Annotated in this window: 21 protein-coding genes; 9 read left to right on the top strand and 12 right to left on the bottom strand. The window is 31.1% G+C overall.

The genetic code is table 11. The features are described 5' to 3' along the window. Positions 1-119: 119 nt before the first annotated feature. From atpB to atpG, 6 genes are all read left to right on the top strand, one after another. Positions 120-1,259 (top strand): F0F1 ATP synthase subunit A, encoded by a 1,140-nt coding sequence (atpB, locus tag ACN5J5_RS04945; RefSeq protein ID WP_418646198.1) that lies wholly within the window; start codon positions 120-122, stop codon positions 1,257-1,259. Positions 1,260-1,309: 50 nt separating this feature from the next. Further along, complete coding sequence (gene atpE / locus ACN5J5_RS04940; protein ID WP_053973883.1) at positions 1,310-1,498, top strand: ATP synthase F0 subunit C; 189 nt, start codon at positions 1,310-1,312, stop codon at positions 1,496-1,498. 90 nt (positions 1,499-1,588) lie between these two features. Then, positions 1,589-2,086: a F0F1 ATP synthase subunit B gene (locus tag ACN5J5_RS04935; RefSeq protein WP_418646197.1), complete on the top strand. Its 498-nt coding sequence runs from the start codon at positions 1,589-1,591 to the stop codon at positions 2,084-2,086. 7 nt (positions 2,087-2,093) lie between these two features. Further along, positions 2,094-2,651 (top strand): ATP synthase F1 subunit delta, encoded by a 558-nt coding sequence (gene atpH / locus ACN5J5_RS04930; protein ID WP_418646196.1) that lies wholly within the window; start codon positions 2,094-2,096, stop codon positions 2,649-2,651. A 72-nt stretch (positions 2,652-2,723) separates the two neighbouring features. Next, complete coding sequence (atpA, locus tag ACN5J5_RS04925; protein WP_418646195.1) at positions 2,724-4,304, top strand: F0F1 ATP synthase subunit alpha; 1,581 nt, start codon at positions 2,724-2,726, stop codon at positions 4,302-4,304. A gap of 69 nt (positions 4,305-4,373) precedes the next feature. Continuing rightward, complete coding sequence (gene atpG / locus ACN5J5_RS04920) at positions 4,374-5,234, top strand: ATP synthase F1 subunit gamma (protein WP_418646194.1); 861 nt, start codon at positions 4,374-4,376, stop codon at positions 5,232-5,234. Between the two features lie 64 nt (positions 5,235-5,298). Here atpG and ACN5J5_RS04915 read toward each other — a convergent pair whose 3' ends face one another. Both ACN5J5_RS04915 and dxs read right to left on the bottom strand, forming a co-directional pair. Further along, complete coding sequence (locus ACN5J5_RS04915; protein WP_418646193.1) at positions 5,299-6,636, bottom strand: cytochrome-c peroxidase; 1,338 nt, start codon at positions 6,634-6,636, stop codon at positions 5,299-5,301. A gap of 100 nt (positions 6,637-6,736) precedes the next feature. Beyond that, positions 6,737-8,509, bottom strand: coding sequence for a 1-deoxy-D-xylulose-5-phosphate synthase (gene dxs, locus ACN5J5_RS04910; protein WP_418646192.1), 1,773 nt, complete (start codon positions 8,507-8,509; stop codon positions 6,737-6,739). Between the two features lie 38 nt (positions 8,510-8,547). On the opposite strand from dxs, the gene rsmI reads away from it, so the two are divergent. After that, positions 8,548-9,219 (top strand): 16S rRNA (cytidine(1402)-2'-O)-methyltransferase, encoded by a 672-nt coding sequence (gene rsmI / locus ACN5J5_RS04905; protein ID WP_418646191.1) that lies wholly within the window; start codon positions 8,548-8,550, stop codon positions 9,217-9,219. A 202-nt stretch (positions 9,220-9,421) separates the two neighbouring features. On the opposite strand, the gene ACN5J5_RS04900 is transcribed toward rsmI, so the two are convergent. From ACN5J5_RS04900 to ACN5J5_RS04880, 5 genes are all read right to left on the bottom strand, one after another. Beyond that, positions 9,422-10,120: a hypothetical protein gene (locus ACN5J5_RS04900; RefSeq protein WP_418646190.1), complete on the bottom strand. Its 699-nt coding sequence runs from the start codon at positions 10,118-10,120 to the stop codon at positions 9,422-9,424. Continuing rightward, complete coding sequence (locus ACN5J5_RS04895; RefSeq protein WP_418646189.1) at positions 10,121-10,816, bottom strand: hypothetical protein; 696 nt, start codon at positions 10,814-10,816, stop codon at positions 10,121-10,123. Positions 10,817-10,953: 137 nt separating this feature from the next. Continuing rightward, on the bottom strand, positions 10,954-11,583 hold the full coding sequence (locus ACN5J5_RS04890; RefSeq protein WP_418646188.1) for a hypothetical protein: 630 nt from the start codon (positions 11,581-11,583) through the stop codon (positions 10,954-10,956). A 140-nt stretch (positions 11,584-11,723) separates the two neighbouring features. Next, positions 11,724-12,389, bottom strand: a complete 666-nt coding sequence (locus ACN5J5_RS04885) for a hypothetical protein (protein ID WP_418646187.1) — start codon at positions 12,387-12,389, stop codon at positions 11,724-11,726. 1 nt (position 12,390) lies between these two features. Next, on the bottom strand, positions 12,391-12,729 hold the full coding sequence (locus ACN5J5_RS04880; RefSeq protein ID WP_182124732.1) for a PadR family transcriptional regulator: 339 nt from the start codon (positions 12,727-12,729) through the stop codon (positions 12,391-12,393). Positions 12,730-12,895: 166 nt separating this feature from the next. Between ACN5J5_RS04880 and ACN5J5_RS04875 the strand changes: the two genes are divergently transcribed. Together ACN5J5_RS04875 and ACN5J5_RS04870 are read left to right on the top strand one after the other, a co-directional pair. Next, positions 12,896-13,945, top strand: a complete 1,050-nt coding sequence (locus ACN5J5_RS04875) for a 2Fe-2S iron-sulfur cluster-binding protein (protein ID WP_418646186.1) — start codon at positions 12,896-12,898, stop codon at positions 13,943-13,945. 175 nt (positions 13,946-14,120) lie between these two features. Beyond that, complete coding sequence (locus ACN5J5_RS04870; RefSeq protein ID WP_418646185.1) at positions 14,121-14,798, top strand: LysE family translocator; 678 nt, start codon at positions 14,121-14,123, stop codon at positions 14,796-14,798. A 1-nt stretch (position 14,799) separates the two neighbouring features. Here ACN5J5_RS04870 and mgtE read toward each other — a convergent pair whose 3' ends face one another. The 5 genes from mgtE to ACN5J5_RS04845 form a co-directional block, all read right to left on the bottom strand. Beyond that, on the bottom strand, positions 14,800-16,149 hold the full coding sequence (mgtE, locus tag ACN5J5_RS04865; protein ID WP_418646184.1) for a magnesium transporter: 1,350 nt from the start codon (positions 16,147-16,149) through the stop codon (positions 14,800-14,802). Between the two features lie 58 nt (positions 16,150-16,207). Then, positions 16,208-17,011, bottom strand: a complete 804-nt coding sequence (gene rsmA, locus ACN5J5_RS04860) for a 16S rRNA (adenine(1518)-N(6)/adenine(1519)-N(6))-dimethyltransferase RsmA (RefSeq protein ID WP_418646183.1) — start codon at positions 17,009-17,011, stop codon at positions 16,208-16,210. Positions 17,012-17,232: 221 nt separating this feature from the next. Next, positions 17,233-17,424, bottom strand: coding sequence for a hypothetical protein (locus tag ACN5J5_RS04855; RefSeq protein WP_418646182.1), 192 nt, complete (start codon positions 17,422-17,424; stop codon positions 17,233-17,235). Positions 17,425-17,426: 2 nt separating this feature from the next. Further along, complete coding sequence (locus ACN5J5_RS04850) at positions 17,427-17,756, bottom strand: DUF4286 family protein (protein ID WP_418646181.1); 330 nt, start codon at positions 17,754-17,756, stop codon at positions 17,427-17,429. Positions 17,757-17,799: 43 nt separating this feature from the next. Then, positions 17,800-19,581, bottom strand: a complete 1,782-nt coding sequence (locus ACN5J5_RS04845) for a tetratricopeptide repeat protein (protein ID WP_418646180.1) — start codon at positions 19,579-19,581, stop codon at positions 17,800-17,802. Positions 19,582-19,589: the final 8 nt, after the last annotated feature.

Here is a 19,589-nt window from a genome sequence, read left to right as displayed (position 1 = left end):
AAAGTATTTTAAACTAAAAATAGAATCATAAAACTAAATAAAAAAAGGGTTTGTAGTTTTAATTAAATGTGTACCTTTGCACGGAAATTTAGAGACCACAACCCTATATTAAAAAAGGTATGATGATAGCAAAAAATTCTATCAAATTTTTTACAGTTTTAGCATTAGTATTTACTTCTTTTGGAGTGTTTGCTAGTGGAGGCGATAAAAAATCGTTAGATAACGATGGTGGAAAAGTTAACACCAAAGAAGAAATAAGTGCTTATATTAAGCATCACTTAGCAGATTCTCACGACTTTTCTTTGTATTCTTATACTAATGATGCAGGAGAGAGAAAACATGTTGGTTTTCCGTTGCCAGTAATTGTTTGGACAAGTAAAGGTTTAACTGCGTTTATGTCTTCGTCTTTTCATCATAATGATGATGGTCACGTAGTTCTTGAAAAAGGAGGCGTTAAGTTAACTAAAATCCACAGTAAAATTTACGAGTTAAATGAAGGTGCTACTGAAGTTGCTTTTGATGAAACTCACCACGCAACAAACGCACATAAAGTATTAGATTTATCTATTACAAAAAGTGTTTTCGGAATTTTATTAGCAGGTTTATTAATGTTTTTAGGTTTTGGCTCATTAGCGAAAGGATATAAAAAAGGAGCGATACCAACAGGAGTTGGTCGTGTTTTAGAGCCTTTAGTTTTATATGTTAGAGATGAAATTGCAAGACCTAATATTGGAGAAAAAAAGTATAAAAGATTTATGCCATATTTGTTAACGGTATTTTTCTTTATCTGGATATTAAACTTATTAGGGTTAACTCCTTTAGGATTTAATGTAACAGGTCAAATAGCAGTAACAGTGTGTTTAGCATTGTTTACTTTAATAATATACATTACTAACGGATCAAAAGATTTTTGGGCGCATACTTTATGGATGCCTGGTGTACCAAAATTATTAAGACCAATATTAGCAGTGTTAGAATTAGCAGGTTTCTTGTTAATTAAACCATTCTCATTATTAGTGCGTTTATTTGCAAATATTACAGCAGGTCACTCGGTAGTAATGGGTATTGCAGCACTTATGGTGTTATTAAAAGCAGAATTCGGAACAGTTGGTGCAACAGGGATTTCGTTCTTGTTAACCTTATTTTTAACGGTTATCGAATTATTAGTAGCTTTTTTACAAGCATTTATTTTTACAATGCTTTCAGCCTTATTTATTGGTATGGCAGTAGAAGAGCATGATCATGCACATGATCATTAGTAGTATAGAGTAGAATAAGAATTTGTTTAATTTAATATAAATCAATTAGTATGTACAATTTAATTGGAGCAGGATTAATCGTAATCGGTGGAGGAATCGGATTAGGTCAAATAGGTGGAAAAGCAATGGAAGGGATTGCTCGTCAACCTGAGGCTGCTGGTAAAATCCAAACAGCGATGATCATTATCGGAGCATTATTAGAAGGTTTAGCATTTGGTGCTTTACTTTTAGGAAAATAATCCCGACACAAAAACAACAAAAACATTTTCTGCAACGGTTGGTTGCAGAAATGTTTTTAAAATTAAACGACAAAATAACGATTAAGTATTATGGATATTTTTAATGATTTTTCAATAGGATTGTTTGCAATGCAATTAACTATCCTAGTTCTTTTATTATTTTTATTAGCAAAATTTGCTTGGAAACCAATTTTAAACTCTTTAGATGAAAGAGAAGAAGGGATTCAAAGCGCATTAGATCAGGCAGAAAATGCTCGTAAAGAAATGCAAAATTTACAAGCTGATAATGATAGATTATTAAAAGAAGCTCGTGCAGAAAGAGATGCAATGTTAAAAGAAGCACGTGAAATTAAAGATACTATTATTGCTGAAGCTAAAGAAGAAGCTACTGAACAAGCGACTACTTTAATAGAAAATGCTAAAGCAACTATTAAGCAAGAACAACAAGCAGCTGTTGCTGAATTAAAAAAGAACGTTGCCGAATTATCAATCGGTATTGCTCAAGCTGTTGTTAAAAAAGAATTAGCTTCGCAAGCAAATCATTTAAAGCTTGTTGAAGGTATGTTAGAAGAGGTTACCTTAAACTAATCAATCGATGAAAGGAGCAAGACCAGCATTACGTTACGCAAAAGCAATTTTAAATTTAGCTAAAGAACATAAAAATGAATCGTTAGTAAACGATAACATGGTGTTAATAGCAAATACTATTGCTCAAAGTAGTGATTTAGATACAATGCTTAAAAGTCCTGTAATTAAAGCTGCAGATAAACGTAAAGTATTAGTTGCACTTTTTGGAGATAAAGTAGATAACATTATAAAAGGGTTATTTAATTTATTAGAGGAAAACAAGCGTATGATTATGTTAGAGGCTATTGCAAAGCAATACACTATTATTTATGATCATGATAAGAGTATCGAAATTGCTAAAGTTACCACAGCAGTAGCTTTAACAAAAGAACTTGAAGAAAAAATACAAGCTAAGATTGTAGCACTTACAGGAAATAGCGCAAGTATAGAAAATATTGTAAATCCGAATATTATAGGAGGATTTATTTTACGTGTTGGAGATGTGCAATATGATGCAAGTATCTCTAATCAATTTAATGAGTTAAGAAGAGAATTTGACAATAGTCATTACATTCCACAAATTTAAAAAGCAATAAGCAGTAAGCTATTGGCAATATTTTGCCTAAAGCCTAAAACTTAAAGCCTAAAGCAATTAAAAATGGCAGCAATTAAACCAGCTGAAGTATCAGCAATTTTAAAGGAACAATTAACTAATTTCGAGTCGAAAGCTTCATTAAACGAAGTAGGTACAGTATTACAAGTAGGTGATGGTATTGCTCGTGTTTACGGTTTATCAAATGTACAATATGGTGAATTAGTAGAATTCGATAACGGATTAGAAGGAATTGTATTAAACTTAGAAGAAGACAACGCAGGTGTTGTATTATTAGGTGCTTCTACCTCTGTAAGAGAAGGTTCTACCGTTAAGCGTACAGAACGTATTGCTTCTTTAAGAGCAGGTGAAGGAATTGTAGGACGTGTTGTAAATACTTTAGGTCAACCAATTGATGGTAAAGGACCAATTGAAGGTACAACTTACGAAATGCCATTAGAGCGTAGAGCTCCTGGTGTTATTTATCGTGAGCCTGTAACAGAGCCAATGCAAACAGGTATTAAATCTATTGATGCAATGATTCCTGTTGGTCGTGGTCAACGTGAGTTAATCATTGGAGACCGTCAAACAGGTAAATCTACTGTTGCAATTGATACAATTTTAAATCAAAAAGAATTTTATGATGCAGGGCAACCAGTGTACTGTATCTACGTAGCTATCGGTCAAAAAGCTTCAACAGTAGCAGCAATTGCTAACATGTTAGAAGAAAAAGGCGCTTTAGCATATACAACTATTGTTGCTGCAAATGCATCAGATCCTGCACCAATGCAGGTATATGCACCATTTGCAGGAGCTGCGATTGGAGAATATTTCCGTGATACTGGTAGACCAGCTTTAATTGTTTATGATGATTTATCTAAACAAGCAGTTGCTTACCGTGAGGTTTCTTTATTATTAAGAAGACCACCAGGACGTGAGGCATATCCTGGAGATGTATTTTACTTACACTCAAGATTATTAGAGCGTGCTGCAAAAGTTATTAATGATGACAAAATTGCAAGTGAAATGAACGATTTACCAGATTCTTTAAAAAGTATCGTAAAAGGTGGAGGTTCTTTAACTGCATTACCAATTATTGAAACACAAGCAGGAGACGTTTCAGCATATATTCCAACAAACGTAATTTCGATTACTGATGGACAAATTTTCTTAGAATCAGATTTATTTAACTCAGGAGTTCGTCCTGCAATTAACGTAGGTATTTCAGTATCTCGTGTTGGAGGTAATGCTCAGATTAAATCAATGAAAAAAGTATCTGGTACTTTAAAATTAGATCAAGCTCAATATCGTGAATTAGAAGCATTCGCTAAGTTTGGTTCTGATTTAGATGCAGCTACTATGAATGTGATTTCTAAAGGACAACGTAATGTTGAAATTTTAAAGCAAGCACAAAACGATCCTTTTACTGTTGAAGATCAGGTTGCAATCATTTATGCAGGTTCTAAAAACTTGTTAAAAGATGTACCAGTAAACAAAGTAAAAGAGTTTGAAAGAGATTATATCGAGTATTTAAATGCAAAGCATAGAGATACATTAGATACTTTAAAAGCAGGAAAATTAACTGACGAAGTAACAGGTGTGTTAACGTCAGCAGCAGCAGAAGTTTCTGCTAAATTTAAAGCTTAATAAAAGATTTTAGTATTAAGTATTGAGATTTTTCTCAGTACTTAATACTTAATGCTAAATACTATTTGTATGGCTAACTTAAAAGAAATACGTAACAGAATTACTTCAATTAAATCAACAATGCAGATTACCTCTGCCATGAAAATGGTATCGGCTGCAAAGTTGAAAAAAGCTCAAGATGCAATTACAGCAATGCGCCCGTATTCATCTAAGCTTACTGAATTATTACAAAGCTTAAGCGCTACTTTAGATAGCGATGCTGGCGGAGCATATTCAGCACAAAGAGAAGTAAACAAAGTATTGTTAGTAACAATAACCTCTAACAGAGGTTTATGTGGTGGTTTTAACTCTTCTATTATTAAAGAAACAGTTAAAGCTATTAACGAAAAATACAGCGAAGCTACTGTTGATTTGTTTACAATAGGTAAAAAAGGAAACGATATTTTATCAAAAGAGTACACAATTATTGAAAATAGGAATGATATTTTTGATGAATTAACTTTTGATAATGTAGCCAAAGTTGCTGAGCAATTAATGGATTTATATGTAGGTGGTTCTTACGATAAAATAGAACTTGTTTACAATCAATTTAAAAATGCTGCAACTCAAATAGCTCAATTAGAGCAATTCTTACCAATTAAACCAGTTGAAAGTGACGAGAATGTAAATTTAGATTACATTTTTGAACCTTCTAAAGAAGAAATTGTTTTAGAATTAATTCCGAAGTCTTTAAAAACACAATTATACAAAGCAATTCGTGATTCTTTTGCTGCTGAACACGGTGCTCGTATGACTGCAATGCATAAAGCAACAGATAATGCAACTGAATTACGTGACGAATTATTATTAACGTATAACAAAGCACGTCAGGCTGCAATTACTAACGAAATTTTAGAAATTGTTGGTGGTGCAGAAGCATTAAATAACTAAATTAAAAGTTTTTATATATAAAAAGCGAACCTATTTAGGTTCGCTTTTTTCTTTTATAATATTTTTAATTGCAAATATCTAGTTGAGACTGAGCATCGTTGTTAGGTATACAATTGTTAGACATAACATTGTCTGGAACATATCTTTCAAGATTTTTATCATTTAAACTCTTTTCAACAAAAAGTGTAAGCAAAGCTATTTCTTCTTCAGATAAATTTAAAGGCTTAAACCGGTTATCTATACTAATATTTGGCACATCGTTATTTTCTTTTACAGCATTGTTTTTATACTCAATAATTTTTTTAATAGATGTAAATGACGATCCATGACCATAAAATCCATTGTATTTTACACTATATAATTGCGGTACTTTAAATTTATAATTATCATCAGGATTTTTAGTAAAACCACCGCGTCCTTTTTTTGTAGCATCATCAACAGGATTTCCTAAAACTCCTGCCCCTTCTAAATCTTTCATCCCTAAGGCAACAAAATCCATCGAATTTAATGAAGGTCCGTTATGACATTGATAACATTTTCCTTTATCAAAAAATAAAATTGCGCCTTTCTTTTCATCATCAGACATGGCATTATTATCTCCTTTTAACCATTCTTGAAACGGAGCTTCATCAGCAACAACAGTTCTTTCGTAAGCTGCAATTGCTAACCCCGCATTTTTTACAGAATAACGTTCATTTTCGTTAACATTGGCAAAAGCTTTGTCAAACAATGTTTTATAGCCTAAGTTTTCTATTATTGATGAATTTACTTTTAATCGGTGAACAGTTAAGCCAGCAATGGCTTGTGTTTCTAAGCCTTCAAAACCTAAATTATTCGTTTCTTTTGGTGTACCAATAGTCCACTCTGATTGTGTGTTTGAATTCATTCCCGTTGCTCCAAACTGACCATTCCAAAGGGTTACTTTCTGGTAAGCTCCGTTTAAAATAGATGGTGATTTTATGGGCTGTACATCAACCGTTTCGTTGGTATAATTTGCCCCCATCGTTCTTAATTCACCTGAAGCTCCAAAACCAGAACCGCCATCGCCAATAGCTTGTTTTTTACAAGATTGAAATCCTGCTTTTGAATGATGACAACTGGCACATGAATAAGTACCAATACCATCAGTATGTTTAGGATTTTGAGCCAAAGCAGTTTCATGAAATAATAATTTACCTAAAATAACTTTGTCTTCTGTTATTGGATTATTCGGGTCTTGCGGAATTTTAGAATAATCATTACTAGCGGGCAATTCAAAAAAAGATATGCTAGCATTATTTGCTCTTTTTAAAAGCATTTTGGTTAAATCGGCATCAAGTGTTGACACAGGTTCGTAACTTTCCTCTTTGCTACATGACACAACAACCATTGCGCATATAACTAACGTAATTAGTTTTTTCATAGTTTTAAAAACGGGGAAGGTTCGTGAATTTTTAACTTGAGGTTACCACCAAAGTTAAAAATTTAAAAAGAAGTTTTAAAAGGGTATTCCCTATAAAATTTTAGTGTAATAACTGTTTAATGGTTTTTTGGATAGAAATAGTATCAATGCCACAAGCTTTTTGTAATTCATCAACTGTTCCGTGATGAATAAAATTGTCAGGAATCCCTAAAACCTTAATGGTTCCTTTGTAATTTTTTTCTGAAGCATATTCTAAAACAGCAGTTCCAAATCCGCCCTTTACAGTTCCGTCTTCAATAGTGATGATAAAATCAAACTTATTAAAAACAGTATCAAGTAAATTAATGTCTAAAGGCTTTACAAATCGCATATCGTAATGCGCAACTGTAGTATGGTTTTTAAGCTGATAAATAGCCTCAGAAACATTATTAGCAATAGTTCCTATAGAAAGTACAGCAAGCTTGTTTCCTTCTTTTAAACAACTTCCTTTTCCTATTTTAATTTTTTCAAAAGGCAATTGCCAGTTTTCTAATTTTCCTTTTCCTCTCGGATATCGGATTGCAATCGGATTTTCTAAGCCCAATTGTGCTGTGTATAAAATATTTCGCAATTCAATTTCGTTGCGAGGTGCGAATATTATTAGATTCGGAATACAATTTAAGTAAGCTAAATCGAAAACCCCGTGATGTGTTGCGCCATCTTCTCCCACCAAACCAGCTCTATCTAAACAAAAAATTACCGGTAAATTTTGTAAGGCAACATCATGAATTATTTGATCGTAAGCACGCTGTAAAAAAGTAGAGTAAATATTACAAAACGGAATAACTCCTTGGGTTGCCATACCTGCAGCCAAAGTAACTGCATGTTGTTCGGCAATACCAACATCAAAAGTACGATTCGGAAATTTTTCTAACATCAATTTTAATGAGCTTCCAGTTAACATTGCAGGTGTGATTCCTACAATTTTATCGTTTTGTTGCGCTAATTCGACAATTGTTTTTCCGAAAACATCTTGATATTTGGTAAATTTACTAGCTTCTTTTGGCAACACATCTCCAGAAATTTTATCAAACTTACCAGGAGCATGGTATTTTACTTGATCTTGTTCGGCTTGTTTTAAGCCTTTTCCTTTGGTGGTAATTACATGTAAAAACTTGGGGCCTTTAACCTGTTTTAATCGTTCTAATTCTGATAAAAGTGCTTCGAAATCATGACCATCTATTGGGCCAGAATAATCAAAATTTAAGGCTTCAAAAATATTGTGTTGTTCAATATCAGATCTGGTTGCTTTAATTCTAGTTAAATAATCTTTTAAAGCTCCTACGGATGGATCGATTCCAATAGCATTGTCATTTAAAATAACTAATAAATTTGCATTCGTATCGCCAGCATGATTTAAAGCTTCGAAAGCCATTCCGCTTGCTATAGAAGCATCGCCAATAACCGCAATATGATGTTTGTTATTACCTTGTAATTTAGAAGCAATTGCCATACCTAAAGCCGCAGAAATTGAGGTTGATGAGTGCCCAACACCAAAAGTATCATATTCACTTTCGCTTCGTTTTGGAAATCCTGAAATTCCGCCTAACTGCCTGTTGGTATGAAAAATATCTTTACGGCCTGTTAAAATTTTATGTCCGTAGGCTTGATGCCCAACATCCCAAACTAATTGATCGTTTGGTGTATCAAACAAATAATGCAAGGCAATGGTAAGTTCTACCACGCCCAAACTTGCACCTAAATGACCTTCTTTTGTAGCAACTACATCAATAATAAATTCACGCAATTCTTTTGCCAATAACGGCAATTCATCTGAGGATAGTTGCCTAACATCCGAAGGAAAATTAATATTTTTTAACAGCTTTTTTGGCATGGCACAAATGTACTAAAACTTTGTTGTAGCTTTGCTGTATGAGCAAATTGTATTTGGTACCAACACCTATTGGAAATTTAGAGGATATTACTTTAAGAGCACTTAGAATTTTAAAAGAAGTGGATTTTATTTTGGCGGAAGATACGCGTACAAGCGGTAAACTGTTAAAGCATTTTGAAATTAGTACACAAATGTACAGTCACCACATGCATAACGAACACAAATCGGTTGAAGGTGTTTTAAATAGATTAAAAAATGGTGAAAGTTGTGCTTTAATTTCTGATGCTGGAACGCCTGCAATTTCTGATCCTGGTTTTTTATTAACCAGAGCTTGTGTACAACAAAATATTGACGTTGAATGTTTGCCTGGAGCAACTGCTTTTGTACCTGCTTTGGTAAACTCTGGCTTACCGAACGATAAATTTGTTTTCGAAGGATTTTTACCGGTTAAAAAAGGTCGCCAAACACGATTAACTCTTTTATCTGAAGAAAAACGTACCATGATTTTTTATGAAAGTCCGCATAAATTATTAAAAACCTTGACAAATTTTGGCGAGTATTTTGGTGATGACAGACAAATATCAGTTTCTAGAGAATTGACAAAAATGTTTGAAGAAACCAAGCGAGGAACAGTAAAAGAAGTGTTATCATATTATACAGAAAAACCTGCAAAAGGCGAAATTGTTATTGTTGTTGATGGTAAAAAGTAGTTTTTGTAATATTGATACGTGATTCTGAATTTATTTCAGAATCACACCAAAAATTACATTGTTATAATGCGAACCTGAAACAAGTTCAGGTTGACGTTGTTTTTGTTTTTAATGATTTATATTTTGTAATGTCATTCTGAACTTGATTCAGAATCACATTTAGCTTTGCGTTGTTGTGATAAAAATCTGAAATAAGTTATAGTTAACTAAAGTTATATTCAGGGTAATATTCTTTAAGTAAATCTTCAGATTTTTTAGGAATTACAATTAAAGTAATGTAACCAACTAACATGGTAAATACGATTAAAAATGCCGAAAGCCATCGGCTAAATTGATTCATTGCTATAAAATCATCGTCGTGTGGAAGAAACAAATCGTACGCATAAAAAATAATTAACGCTAAGTTTCCTAAACTTTGCCTTAAATAAATATCTTCTAGCAACCATTTTTTACCAGTTAAAGCTATTTTTTGATTGATTTTTCTTTTTGATTGAAACATTTTAATTATTTCTAAAAGAATAACGCTAAAAAATACTCCGCTATAAATATAATAGGCAATCGCTAAATTTTGCAATTGATAAAACAATACAATTAAACAAAGTGTAATTATAATTTTAGGCAATTGAAACCATTGTTTAACAAAACTTAAAATAAGTTTGAAATACTTTTTATTCATTTGCCCTATTTTTTTATCAACAATATCCATAAATCCGAAGATTCCGAATTTTTTAAAAGAAACATCGCGTGCTTGTTCGAAAGATAATTTAGGCTGCTCCACCCAAATTTGTTCGATATCATTCGCTAAATGATCTACCAATTCGGTTTGTACATCGTAATGCTCTACATAATGCTGACGGGTAAATTTGTATAATAACGCTATTTGTTGTTCGGTTAATTTCATTTAATTGGCGATTTTATATTCAGGATAATGCTCTTCTAATAATTGTTCTGCTTTTTGCGGAATTACAAATAAGGTTACATATGAGTAAATAATTGCTGATGTTAAAAAAAGCGCAATAAAAAAGGCAGCAGTACTTGAAGGTGTTTGGTTTGTTGTTTGATTTATAAATTGTGGAACATTAGAGCCAACCATTACTCCGCCAAAACTAGCAACGTTAAAAATAGTGTCTTCTAACATCCATTTTTTATTATTTTTTGTAAAACGTTTTTTTACTTCTTTTTGTAGTTTATGAACAATATACACATCAATAATGGCTAAGAAAATTACTGATACAATACATAAATAAAGTCCTGCTTTAAATTGTAAACAATAAAAATAAAAGGCAAAAATACTTATGGTTAAAATTATTTTAGGAAATTGAAACCATTCTTTTACATAACGCCATAAAATGGTTTTATATTTTTTCCCTAACTGTCTTTGTTTCTCTTCCACAACATCCATAAATCCGAAGATTCCGAATTTTTTAAAAGAAACATCGCGTGCTTGCTCGAAAGATAATTTAGGCTGCTCCATCCAAATTTGTTCGATGTCATTTGCTAAATGATCTACCAATTCGGTTTGTACATCGTAATGCTCTACATAATGCTGACGTGTGAATTTGTAAAGGTTATCTATGTTTTGTTCGGTGAGTTTCATAGTTTAAATAAATGCGTTTGGGCAATATTTTATGATCGTTTAATTCTCGTCAACCTAAACTTGTTTCAGGTTCTCATCATTATATGTTTTCTAATCAATATGCGATTCTGAAATAAATTCAGAATGACGTATTAATATTACTTTACGGATACTTTATACTTTGCTTTTTCTTCTTGATGTTTTATATAAAATAATCGAACAGCATAGGTGGTGATTATCATATACCCTAAAAAACCAATATTTAAAAAATCAGTAACAGGGTTAGTTAAAAGAAAAATAGGTAAAAAAATAAAGTTTAAAAATTGTGTTTTTACAATAAAATTGTAAACTGTTTTCTTTTTAGAATTCGATATTTTAAGAGAGTAAAAAAGTGTGATAGTAAAAAGTAACACAATAGCAGCAATAGTAATATGTCCAGTTACTTTACTTAAAGCTATTTTACTGTTAAAAACAACAATAAAGGCTATTAATAATGGTACTAATGAGATAAAAAAAGTAGTTGTAAAAACTTTCTTTGCTTTAGTAATTACAATTTTAGGAGCTATAAAACCTGTTCCAAAAATCCAACTATGACTACTTCGTAGTTGAGAATCCCATTTAAGTTTTGTATAAGTAAAAGCACTATTAAAAGACTTTCCTTTGCTAATTTCTTCTTCTATTTGAGAAACAATATGATCTATAATTTCACTTCTAAAATCGACAAATTTTACTCCTTTTAAATTTAAATATCTATCAATTTCTTGTATTTGCTTTTTTGTCAATTCCATAACTTAAATAAATGCGTTTGGGCAATATTTTATAATAGTTTATTCTCGTCAAGCTGAACTTGTTTCAGGTTCTCATCATTATATGTTTTCTAATCAATATGCGATTCTGAAATAAATTCAGAATGACGCTCTAATATCATTTATTCTGTTAAATATCGGTATTTAGCATCAATTTTTTCTTTCTGATTCATAAATGATTTATAGAGTAAAAAAATTAAATAGATAAACGATGTATGTACATAAATACTCCACATTTTAACATCAGTTTTAGATGACATTAATATGGGGTTGTTAACATAAAGAGGAAAATAAGACATAAAAGTAAGTAGCAATGTATATGATTGAATCACTTTTATGGTGCCATATTTTTTAGCCGCTCTACTAAATATATAGCCGTTATAACAATAGATAATAATTAATAATACGAACAAGTATGTTAAAGTGTTTTTTATATTAAATAAACTAAATGTATAGGTAGTTGCTACTAAAATGACTAAAAATAAAAGGTTTTTAATTTTTAGAGTTTCTTTGCCCATATTTTTAAACATCGTTTTAACATCCCCCCAAAACCTTCTTTTTACTATTTTCTGATATTTTTTTTGCAGCGCATCTTTTTTACTCAACATGTATCTAACAAAAACGGTTTGAAAGCGTTGATTTTCGAAAAACGTATCAGTATCGGTTACTTTTTCTTCAATTTCAGACGCTATATGATCTACCATTTCGTAACGGATATCAATATAGTTAACACCAATACCTTCTAAAAAGTCGTTAATTCTTTTGGTTTGTTCTTTAGTTAACTCCATCTTACTCTAAGCTAAATTTAGGATTCACCAATTGCTGCATTGTTTTTAAAAACTCTTGCATTTCTTCCAATTTATTGGCAGTTTCTTTGGTGCCGTTTTCGGTAAGTTTGTAATATTTACGCAAACGATTCCCTACTTTGGCAACTTCAACATCCAACAAACCTTCGGCTTCTAATTTATGTAAGGCAGGATATAAAGCACCTTCGGTAATTTTTAATTCGCCTTTGGTTAGTTCTTTTACTTTTTGAGTAATTTCATAACCATACATTTTATCATTTTGAGCCAATAGCTTTAAAATGATAGTTTGTAACGAACCTTTATATAATTTCTGATTTCCCATTTTATAAATATTAAACGGTATATATTATTAGTATGTTTTTGTCTTTTCAACGCACAACAAATATACATAATTTTCTTATGTATAATAATCTTAGGTATTATTTTATGTAATTCCTAACAAAAGGTTCCTTTAGTATTGCTTATTTTTGTGTTTTTAAATAGTATAGATGTCTACATTTCATAAATTAACAATAGAAAAAATAATTAAAGAAACTGCCGATGCCGTTTCAATATTATTTACAATTCCTGCCGAATTAAAAGAAGCTTATACTTTTATTGCAGGTCAATATATAACCATAAAAACAGTTTTAAACAAGCAAGAAATACGTAGAGCGTATTCTATTTGCGCGTCGCCAAATAACAACGAATTAAAAGTTGCTGTTAAAGCGGTAGAAAAAGGAGTTTTTTCTACCTATGCAACAACAAAACTAAAGGAAGAAACAATTTTAGAAGTTTCAGAACCAGAAGGGAAATTTATTTTAGAGCCTTCGGCGGATAAAAACTACATTGCATTTGCTGCAGGTAGCGGAATTACACCAGTTTTATCGATGATAAAAGCAGTGTTAGAAAACGAACCGACAGCAACATTTACCTTAGTTTATGGTAATAAAAAAGCAGAAACAACTATTTTTTACGAAGAGTTAAATGCTTTAAAAGATCAGTATAAACAGCAATTTAATTTACATTATATTTTTAGTAAAGAGGTTAAAAGTGGAAGTAAATTAGGTAGAATTGATAAAAACAACGTTAATAATATTGTAAAAGATATTCATAAAAATATTGTTTTTGATGCTGCTTATTTATGCGGGCCAGAAGCAATGATTAACACAGTATCTGAAACATTACAAGACAACGGATTTAACGAAGAAAATATTCATTTCGAGTTATTTACGGCAAGTGCTACCGAAGATGAAATTCCGATTACTTATCCTGATGGTAAATCAGAAATTACCGTGTTGTTAGATGATGAGGAAACTACTTTTTCGATGGAAAAAACCGATACTATTTTATCGGCCTCTTTACGTAATAAATTAGACGCTCCGTATTCTTGTCAAGGTGGTGTTTGTAGTAGTTGTATTGCAAAAGTAACCGAAGGAAAAGCAGTAATGTCTAAAAACGCTATTTTATCTGACGATGAATTAGAAGAAGGTTTTATTTTAACCTGTATGGCACATCCTACAACCCCGAAAGTAGTTGTTGATTTTGATGACGTTTAGTAGTTAATATATATTGAATATCCGTATAGTATATAATTTTTAACGTCATTCCGAATTTATTTCGGAATCTCATTACATAACTAAACAATGATTTGTGATGAGAACCTGAAACAAGTTCAGGTTGACGAATGGAGTTTGTCATTTATTACAAATAGTCATAAACACATATTTAATAATGGATTTTTACGATTTTAAAAACGCTTTTTTAGTAGGAGTTTTTATGGCTTTTATGATTGGGCCAGTATTTTTTATGCTCTTAAAAACAAGTGTTTTAAAAGGAGCAAGAGCTGCTATTGCTTTTGATATTGGTGTAATATTAGGCGATATTGTTTTTATGTTAATTGCTTATTTTGGAAGCAGAAGTTTGTTAGAAAAAATTAAAGACGATCCGCGTTTGTTTCTCATCGGCGGATTAGTACTTATTATTTACGGATTAATTACTTATTTAGATAAAAACAATAAAAAAGAAGCCGAAGCGCCTGATGTAACTTTGCCTGCAAGTAATAATTACTTAAAATTATTTTTAAAAGGCTTCTTTTTAAACTTTATTAATATAGGCGTTTTAGCTTTTTGGTTAGGACTAATTGTTGTTATTGGTCCTACGTATGATATGAATCCGAAGTACTTATTTTGGTATTTTGCAACTGTAATTTTTGGATATGCATTTACCGATTTAGGAAAAATAGTATTGGCTAAACAATTAAAAAATAAGTTAACACCTTTAGTTATTTATCGAATAAAACGAGGCATGGGAATTTTATTAATCGTTTTCGGAGCTGTTTTAATGCTAAAAGGATTTATACCAAAAGAAGAGATTGATATTTTATTTGATAGCGTAAAAACGGTACAATAGGCTAAAAACCAATAATCATTTTAGCTATCCAAAAGTAAATTAAAATTCCGAAAATATCATTACTGGTTGTAATAAAAGGCCCTGTTGCAATTGCAGGATCGATACCTCTTTTATCTAAAAACAACGGAATAAAAGTACCTATTAATCCGGCTACAATAATTACTACAAAAAGTGAGATAGAAATTGCCGTAGCAACTTTAATATCTTGCTCTGTAGCAAAAATAAATAAGAATAGTAAAACCGCTAAAGCCAATCCGTTAACCATTGCTAATGACACTTCTTTTAACAATCTATCAGTAATACTACCTTTTACATCGTCATTCGCTAAACCTTGCACAATAATTGCTGATGATTGCACTCCTACATTACCTGCCATGGCGGCGATTAAAGGTGTAAACATAAATAAAATTGCATTTTCGGATATTGCATCTTCAAAAAATCCCATAATACTTGCGGCACCAACACCACCAATTAAACCTAAAAATAACCAAGGTAAACGTGCTCTTGTAAGCTCTAAAATAGTATCATCTGCTTCTACATCTTGTGTAATACCAGCTGCTAATTGATAATCTTTATCAGCTTCTTCCTTTATTACATCAACAATATCATCAATGGTAATACGTCCAACTAAAACTCCCAATTCATCAACAACAGGAATGGCTTCTAAATCGTATTTACGCATAATGTTGGCAACATCTTCGGCTTCATCAGTTACAGTTACAAAATCTACTTTAGGTATGTAAACATCGGCAATTGTTGCTTTAGCTTCTGCCATTAATAAGTCTTTTAAAGACAAACGCCCTTTTAGCTTTCCGTTATTATCAATAACGTAAATTGAATGTACGCGTGTAACTTCTTCGGCTTGTATGCGCATTTCTTTTACACAACGAGGTACCGACCAATTTTCGTTCACTTTTACCAACTCTTTTGCCATTAATCCACCGGCAGAATCTTCGTCGTAACGTAACAATTCTACAATTTCTTTGGCATGCTCATCATCTTCAATTTCTTGCATTACTGCTTTTTTCCTTTTTTCAGGAAGTTCAGCAATTACATCGGCAGCATCATCGGTATCAAGTTCATCTATTTCTTCTGCAATTTCTTTTGCAGTTAGTTGTTCTAGTATTTTTTCTCGAACATCATCATCAACATCCATCAACACTTCGGCAGTGGTTTCACTGTCTAATAAACGGATGATATACACCGCTTCATCAAACGATAATTCGTCTAATATTTCAGCAATATCAGCATGGTGAATTCCGTTAAATAACTCGTAAAGGGCATCGTTTTTTTTGTTTTCGATGCACTGCGTTACGTTGTTAAGTAATTCTTGTGTGATTTCAAATGCCATCTGTTGTGAATTGGTTTGAATTTAATTCAAAAATATTATATTTTCTATAAGTAATCTTTTATGCGTTGTCTTGGGCAATCATTTTGGTTAGTTCAATAAATTTTTGAACTGATAATTGCTCGGGACGCATGGTAAAGATAGCCTCTTCTTTTAAAGTATCTGAAAGGTTAAAAGATTTTAAGCTAGAGCGCAGCATTTTTCTTCGTTGATTAAAAGAAGTTTTTACCACTCTAAAAAATAATTTTTCATCAACAGGTAAGGTGTAATTTTCTTTTCTGATTAATCGAATAACACCCGAATCTACCTTTGGTGGTGGATTAAACACTGTTGGTGGTACGGTAAATAAATATTCAACATCATAAAAAGCTTGTGTTAAAACAGACATGATTCCGTATACTTTACTTCCTTCTTTTTCTGCAATTCTCTTTGCTACTTCTTTTTGAAACATTCCTGAAAATTCAGGAACAAATTCTCTGTTTTCAATTGCTTTAAAAACAATTTGAGTAGAAATGTTATACGGAAAATTACCTATAATGGCTACTTGTTGTTTTTTAAAAGTATCAACAAGATTCTTTTTTAAAAAATCACCTTCAATAATATTAAAATTATCTTTTGTGGTGTTTAGTTTTATATGCTCAATAGGAAAAGTGTTGTGTAAATACTCAACCGATTCAGAATCGAGCTCCATTACCGTAACTTTTGGCTTTTTAGCTAACAAATATTTTGTTAAAACACCCATTCCTGGACCAATTTCTAATACGTTATCATATCCGTTTTCAGTTAACGAATCGGCTATTTTTTTAGCGATGTTTTCATCCGTTAAAAAATGTTGCCCTAAATGTTTTTTTGCTTTTACAGTCATGATTTTAGTATAAAAAAAAATTGATTGTTGGTAATAACTAATATTTACGTCAACCTGAACTTGTTTCGGTTTTTCATCATAATACATTGTTTATTATAAAAATGTGATTCTGAAATAAATTCAGAATAACGCGCTGATATTATATTATAATTAAAACAGATGCTTATTTAAAAATACTAGTAACAAGAGTAAATAAAAATTCTTGTATAACTATTTTTTGATTATTTATTTGCAGGGTCTTTTAATCCTAAAGATAAAAGAATAACTCCAATTCCGAAACCACTTAAAAAACCACCAATGGTTTCCCAAGGTTCGGTTCCGTATGTGCAATAACCTAAAATAATACCCAAAACAGTTAGAAAAATACCGATAAATAATATCTTTTTTCTGTTTTTATAAATTTTATGTTTCATGTTTAATTGCTTGCTACAGCAGGAAAAAATTCATCTATTACTCTTAACTCGGTACGAAAAGCTAGCATTTTATCTGCAAATCGTTTAAATGCTTCTGTACGAAGTTCATCTGCATGATGTTTGTAATAATCATCTAAATCTTCACGTGTTTTAGCAGTATATTGTACCGAATAGGTTGCGCCTCCCATTTCTTCTTCAACCAAAACTTGTGTTAATTTTGCGCTTAAAAAATGGCCTGTTGCTAATACTTCAGGAATATGATTTTTTATCCATCTTAACCATTCGTCATGAACACTTTCATCAATATTTATAGTTACGTTGTATATATACATTTTATTTTAATCTAATACTGTAGCAATTAAACTGTTACATTGGTTAATTAATGGTGTCGCCTCTTAGTTTTCTAAACTTTTTACGAGCATCTACTAAATAGATGCTAGAAGCGTGGTCAAAAATAATCTTTTGATAGTATTCTTTTGCCTTTTCGGGATTATTTAATTTAGTATTGTACAATTCTGCCAATAAATAATAAGTATCGTCAATGTAAATTCCTTTAGCATCTAAGGCTATTATTTTATCAAAAATTAAAATAGCTTCGTTGTATTTTTTTTCTTCGAATAATAATTTTGCTTGTTTAAACAAGGCCTCATCCTCAATAGGTTGCCCTTTGTATTTAATCACAATATTTTTAAGAATGCTAATTGCTTGGGTGTTTTTATTTTGAAAAGCCAATAAATCGGCTTTTGCATATTCTTTTAAACCAGACGGAATACTGTCTTTTGGTTGATTATCTGAAATTGTTAAAAATAAATTGGCAGCATCATTTGCTATTAATTGAGTTGCTGATCCTTTTAAAACTTTTAATTGTGCTTTTGCCCATTTAAAGTCGTTTTTAAAATAAGAAGTTTGTGCTACTTTAAAACGTGCTTCTTGTCCTAAAAAATGATTTTTAAACTTGGTTTGTACTTGCGAAAAGTAAATTAATGCCTTGTTAAATTTACCTGTATATACTAAAACTTCACCTAATTTAAGTTTAACCATTGCTTTGGTAAAGTTAGAATTGGCAAAAGTCATGGCTTTTTCTAAAATTTGTACTGCTTTTTCGGGATTATTGTTGTTAAAAGTTAAATAATTGGCATAGGTAACTTGTGTGCGAAAAGTATTTTTATTAATTCCGTATTCATTAAAAACACTTAAAAAACGATTTTCAATATCAGGCTGTTTGGTTGCAATTGCTATTTTTATACTATTGTTTATTGCCTTAAACTTATCAGAAGGATAATTGCTTTTTTCAATAATTAAATTAAAACACTCTTTAGCGGTTTCGTAAGCTTTATCATCTAAAGCAATTTTACCTAATTCATCAATTTTACTTAAATTATCAGGATCTCTGGCTAATAAAGCTTTGTGTTGCACTAGCGCTTTACTGTATTGTTTTTGCTTTACAAATAACCAAGCCAGTAAATCGTTCCAAATATTTTTTGGATTACTGATAGATTTTCTTAGTAATGCTTTTTTAAATAAAATGTTATTTTCATTTTCAGCATCGTCATTAATATACCTGCTAGTATAACGCTTTACGTTGTTAAGGTATTTTTCGTTTTTATCAACCAAATTCACGTACGACTCAAACATTTTCGGAAAATCGCCTTTTTCACCATGAATTTGAGCTAATTGAAATCCGTAATTTGCCTCCGGATTGTGTGCCATTATTTTGGTATAGGCATCAATAGCAAAATTTAATTTATTGTAATTTTTAAATAAATTAGCAATAGTACCGCCAAATCTAGCGCCTTTTTTATCTAGTGAGTTAAGAGCTTTTTGATATTCGTTATTGGCTTTAATATCATTTTTTTGACGCTCAAAATTATAGCCTTTTATTACGTTAAGGTAAGTTAAGTTTGGTTTTTCTTTTATTTTTTTTGATAATAAATTATCTGCAATTAAAAACTGTTCGGTTTCTTGATAACAAGTTATCAGCCTTTTTAAAAAAGTGGTATTGTACGGATTTTTATCGTGTAATTTTTTATAAAACTGAATAGCTTTTTCGTATTCACTATTTCTAAAATAATTTTCAGCAACAATAAATTCGTTTTGTTGTGCGTAACAAAACAGGTTAAAAATGAGGAAACTAAAGAATAGAATGGCTTTTTTCATCAATCAAA

Source organism: Tenacibaculum insulae, assembly GCF_964512435.1.
Lineage (GTDB): Bacteria > Bacteroidota > Bacteroidia > Flavobacteriales > Flavobacteriaceae > Polaribacter > Polaribacter insulae_A.
The sequence above is the reverse complement of the archived record's forward strand: the minus strand, read 5'-3'. Positions and strand labels throughout refer to the sequence as shown.

Excerpts from the sequence above, each read along its gene's own strand:
- atpB (WP_418646198.1), top strand. The coding sequence starts at position 120 with ATGATGATAGCAAAAAATTCTATCAAATTTTTTACAGTTTTAGCATTA.
- atpE (WP_053973883.1), top strand. The coding sequence starts at position 1,310 with ATGTACAATTTAATTGGAGCAGGATTAATCGTAATCGGTGGAGGAATC.
- ACN5J5_RS04935 (WP_418646197.1), top strand. The coding sequence starts at position 1,589 with ATGGATATTTTTAATGATTTTTCAATAGGATTGTTTGCAATGCAATTA.
- atpH (WP_418646196.1), top strand. The coding sequence starts at position 2,094 with ATGAAAGGAGCAAGACCAGCATTACGTTACGCAAAAGCAATTTTAAAT.
- atpA (WP_418646195.1), top strand. The coding sequence starts at position 2,724 with ATGGCAGCAATTAAACCAGCTGAAGTATCAGCAATTTTAAAGGAACAA.
- atpG (WP_418646194.1), top strand. The coding sequence starts at position 4,374 with ATGGCTAACTTAAAAGAAATACGTAACAGAATTACTTCAATTAAATCA.
- ACN5J5_RS04915 (WP_418646193.1), bottom strand. The coding sequence starts at position 6,636 with ATGAAAAAACTAATTACGTTAGTTATATGCGCAATGGTTGTTGTGTCA.
- dxs (WP_418646192.1), bottom strand. The coding sequence starts at position 8,509 with ATGCCAAAAAAGCTGTTAAAAAATATTAATTTTCCTTCGGATGTTAGG.
- rsmI (WP_418646191.1), top strand. The coding sequence starts at position 8,548 with ATGAGCAAATTGTATTTGGTACCAACACCTATTGGAAATTTAGAGGAT.
- ACN5J5_RS04900 (WP_418646190.1), bottom strand. The coding sequence starts at position 10,120 with ATGAAATTAACCGAACAACAAATAGCGTTATTATACAAATTTACCCGT.
- ACN5J5_RS04895 (WP_418646189.1), bottom strand. The coding sequence starts at position 10,816 with ATGAAACTCACCGAACAAAACATAGATAACCTTTACAAATTCACACGT.
- ACN5J5_RS04890 (WP_418646188.1), bottom strand. The coding sequence starts at position 11,583 with ATGGAATTGACAAAAAAGCAAATACAAGAAATTGATAGATATTTAAAT.
- ACN5J5_RS04885 (WP_418646187.1), bottom strand. The coding sequence starts at position 12,389 with ATGGAGTTAACTAAAGAACAAACCAAAAGAATTAACGACTTTTTAGAA.
- ACN5J5_RS04880 (WP_182124732.1), bottom strand. The coding sequence starts at position 12,729 with ATGGGAAATCAGAAATTATATAAAGGTTCGTTACAAACTATCATTTTA.
- ACN5J5_RS04875 (WP_418646186.1), top strand. The coding sequence starts at position 12,896 with ATGTCTACATTTCATAAATTAACAATAGAAAAAATAATTAAAGAAACT.
- ACN5J5_RS04870 (WP_418646185.1), top strand. The coding sequence starts at position 14,121 with ATGGATTTTTACGATTTTAAAAACGCTTTTTTAGTAGGAGTTTTTATG.
- mgtE (WP_418646184.1), bottom strand. The coding sequence starts at position 16,149 with ATGGCATTTGAAATCACACAAGAATTACTTAACAACGTAACGCAGTGC.
- rsmA (WP_418646183.1), bottom strand. The coding sequence starts at position 17,011 with ATGACTGTAAAAGCAAAAAAACATTTAGGGCAACATTTTTTAACGGAT.
- ACN5J5_RS04855 (WP_418646182.1), bottom strand. The coding sequence starts at position 17,424 with ATGAAACATAAAATTTATAAAAACAGAAAAAAGATATTATTTATCGGT.
- ACN5J5_RS04850 (WP_418646181.1), bottom strand. The coding sequence starts at position 17,756 with ATGTATATATACAACGTAACTATAAATATTGATGAAAGTGTTCATGAC.
- ACN5J5_RS04845 (WP_418646180.1), bottom strand. The coding sequence starts at position 19,581 with ATGAAAAAAGCCATTCTATTCTTTAGTTTCCTCATTTTTAACCTGTTT.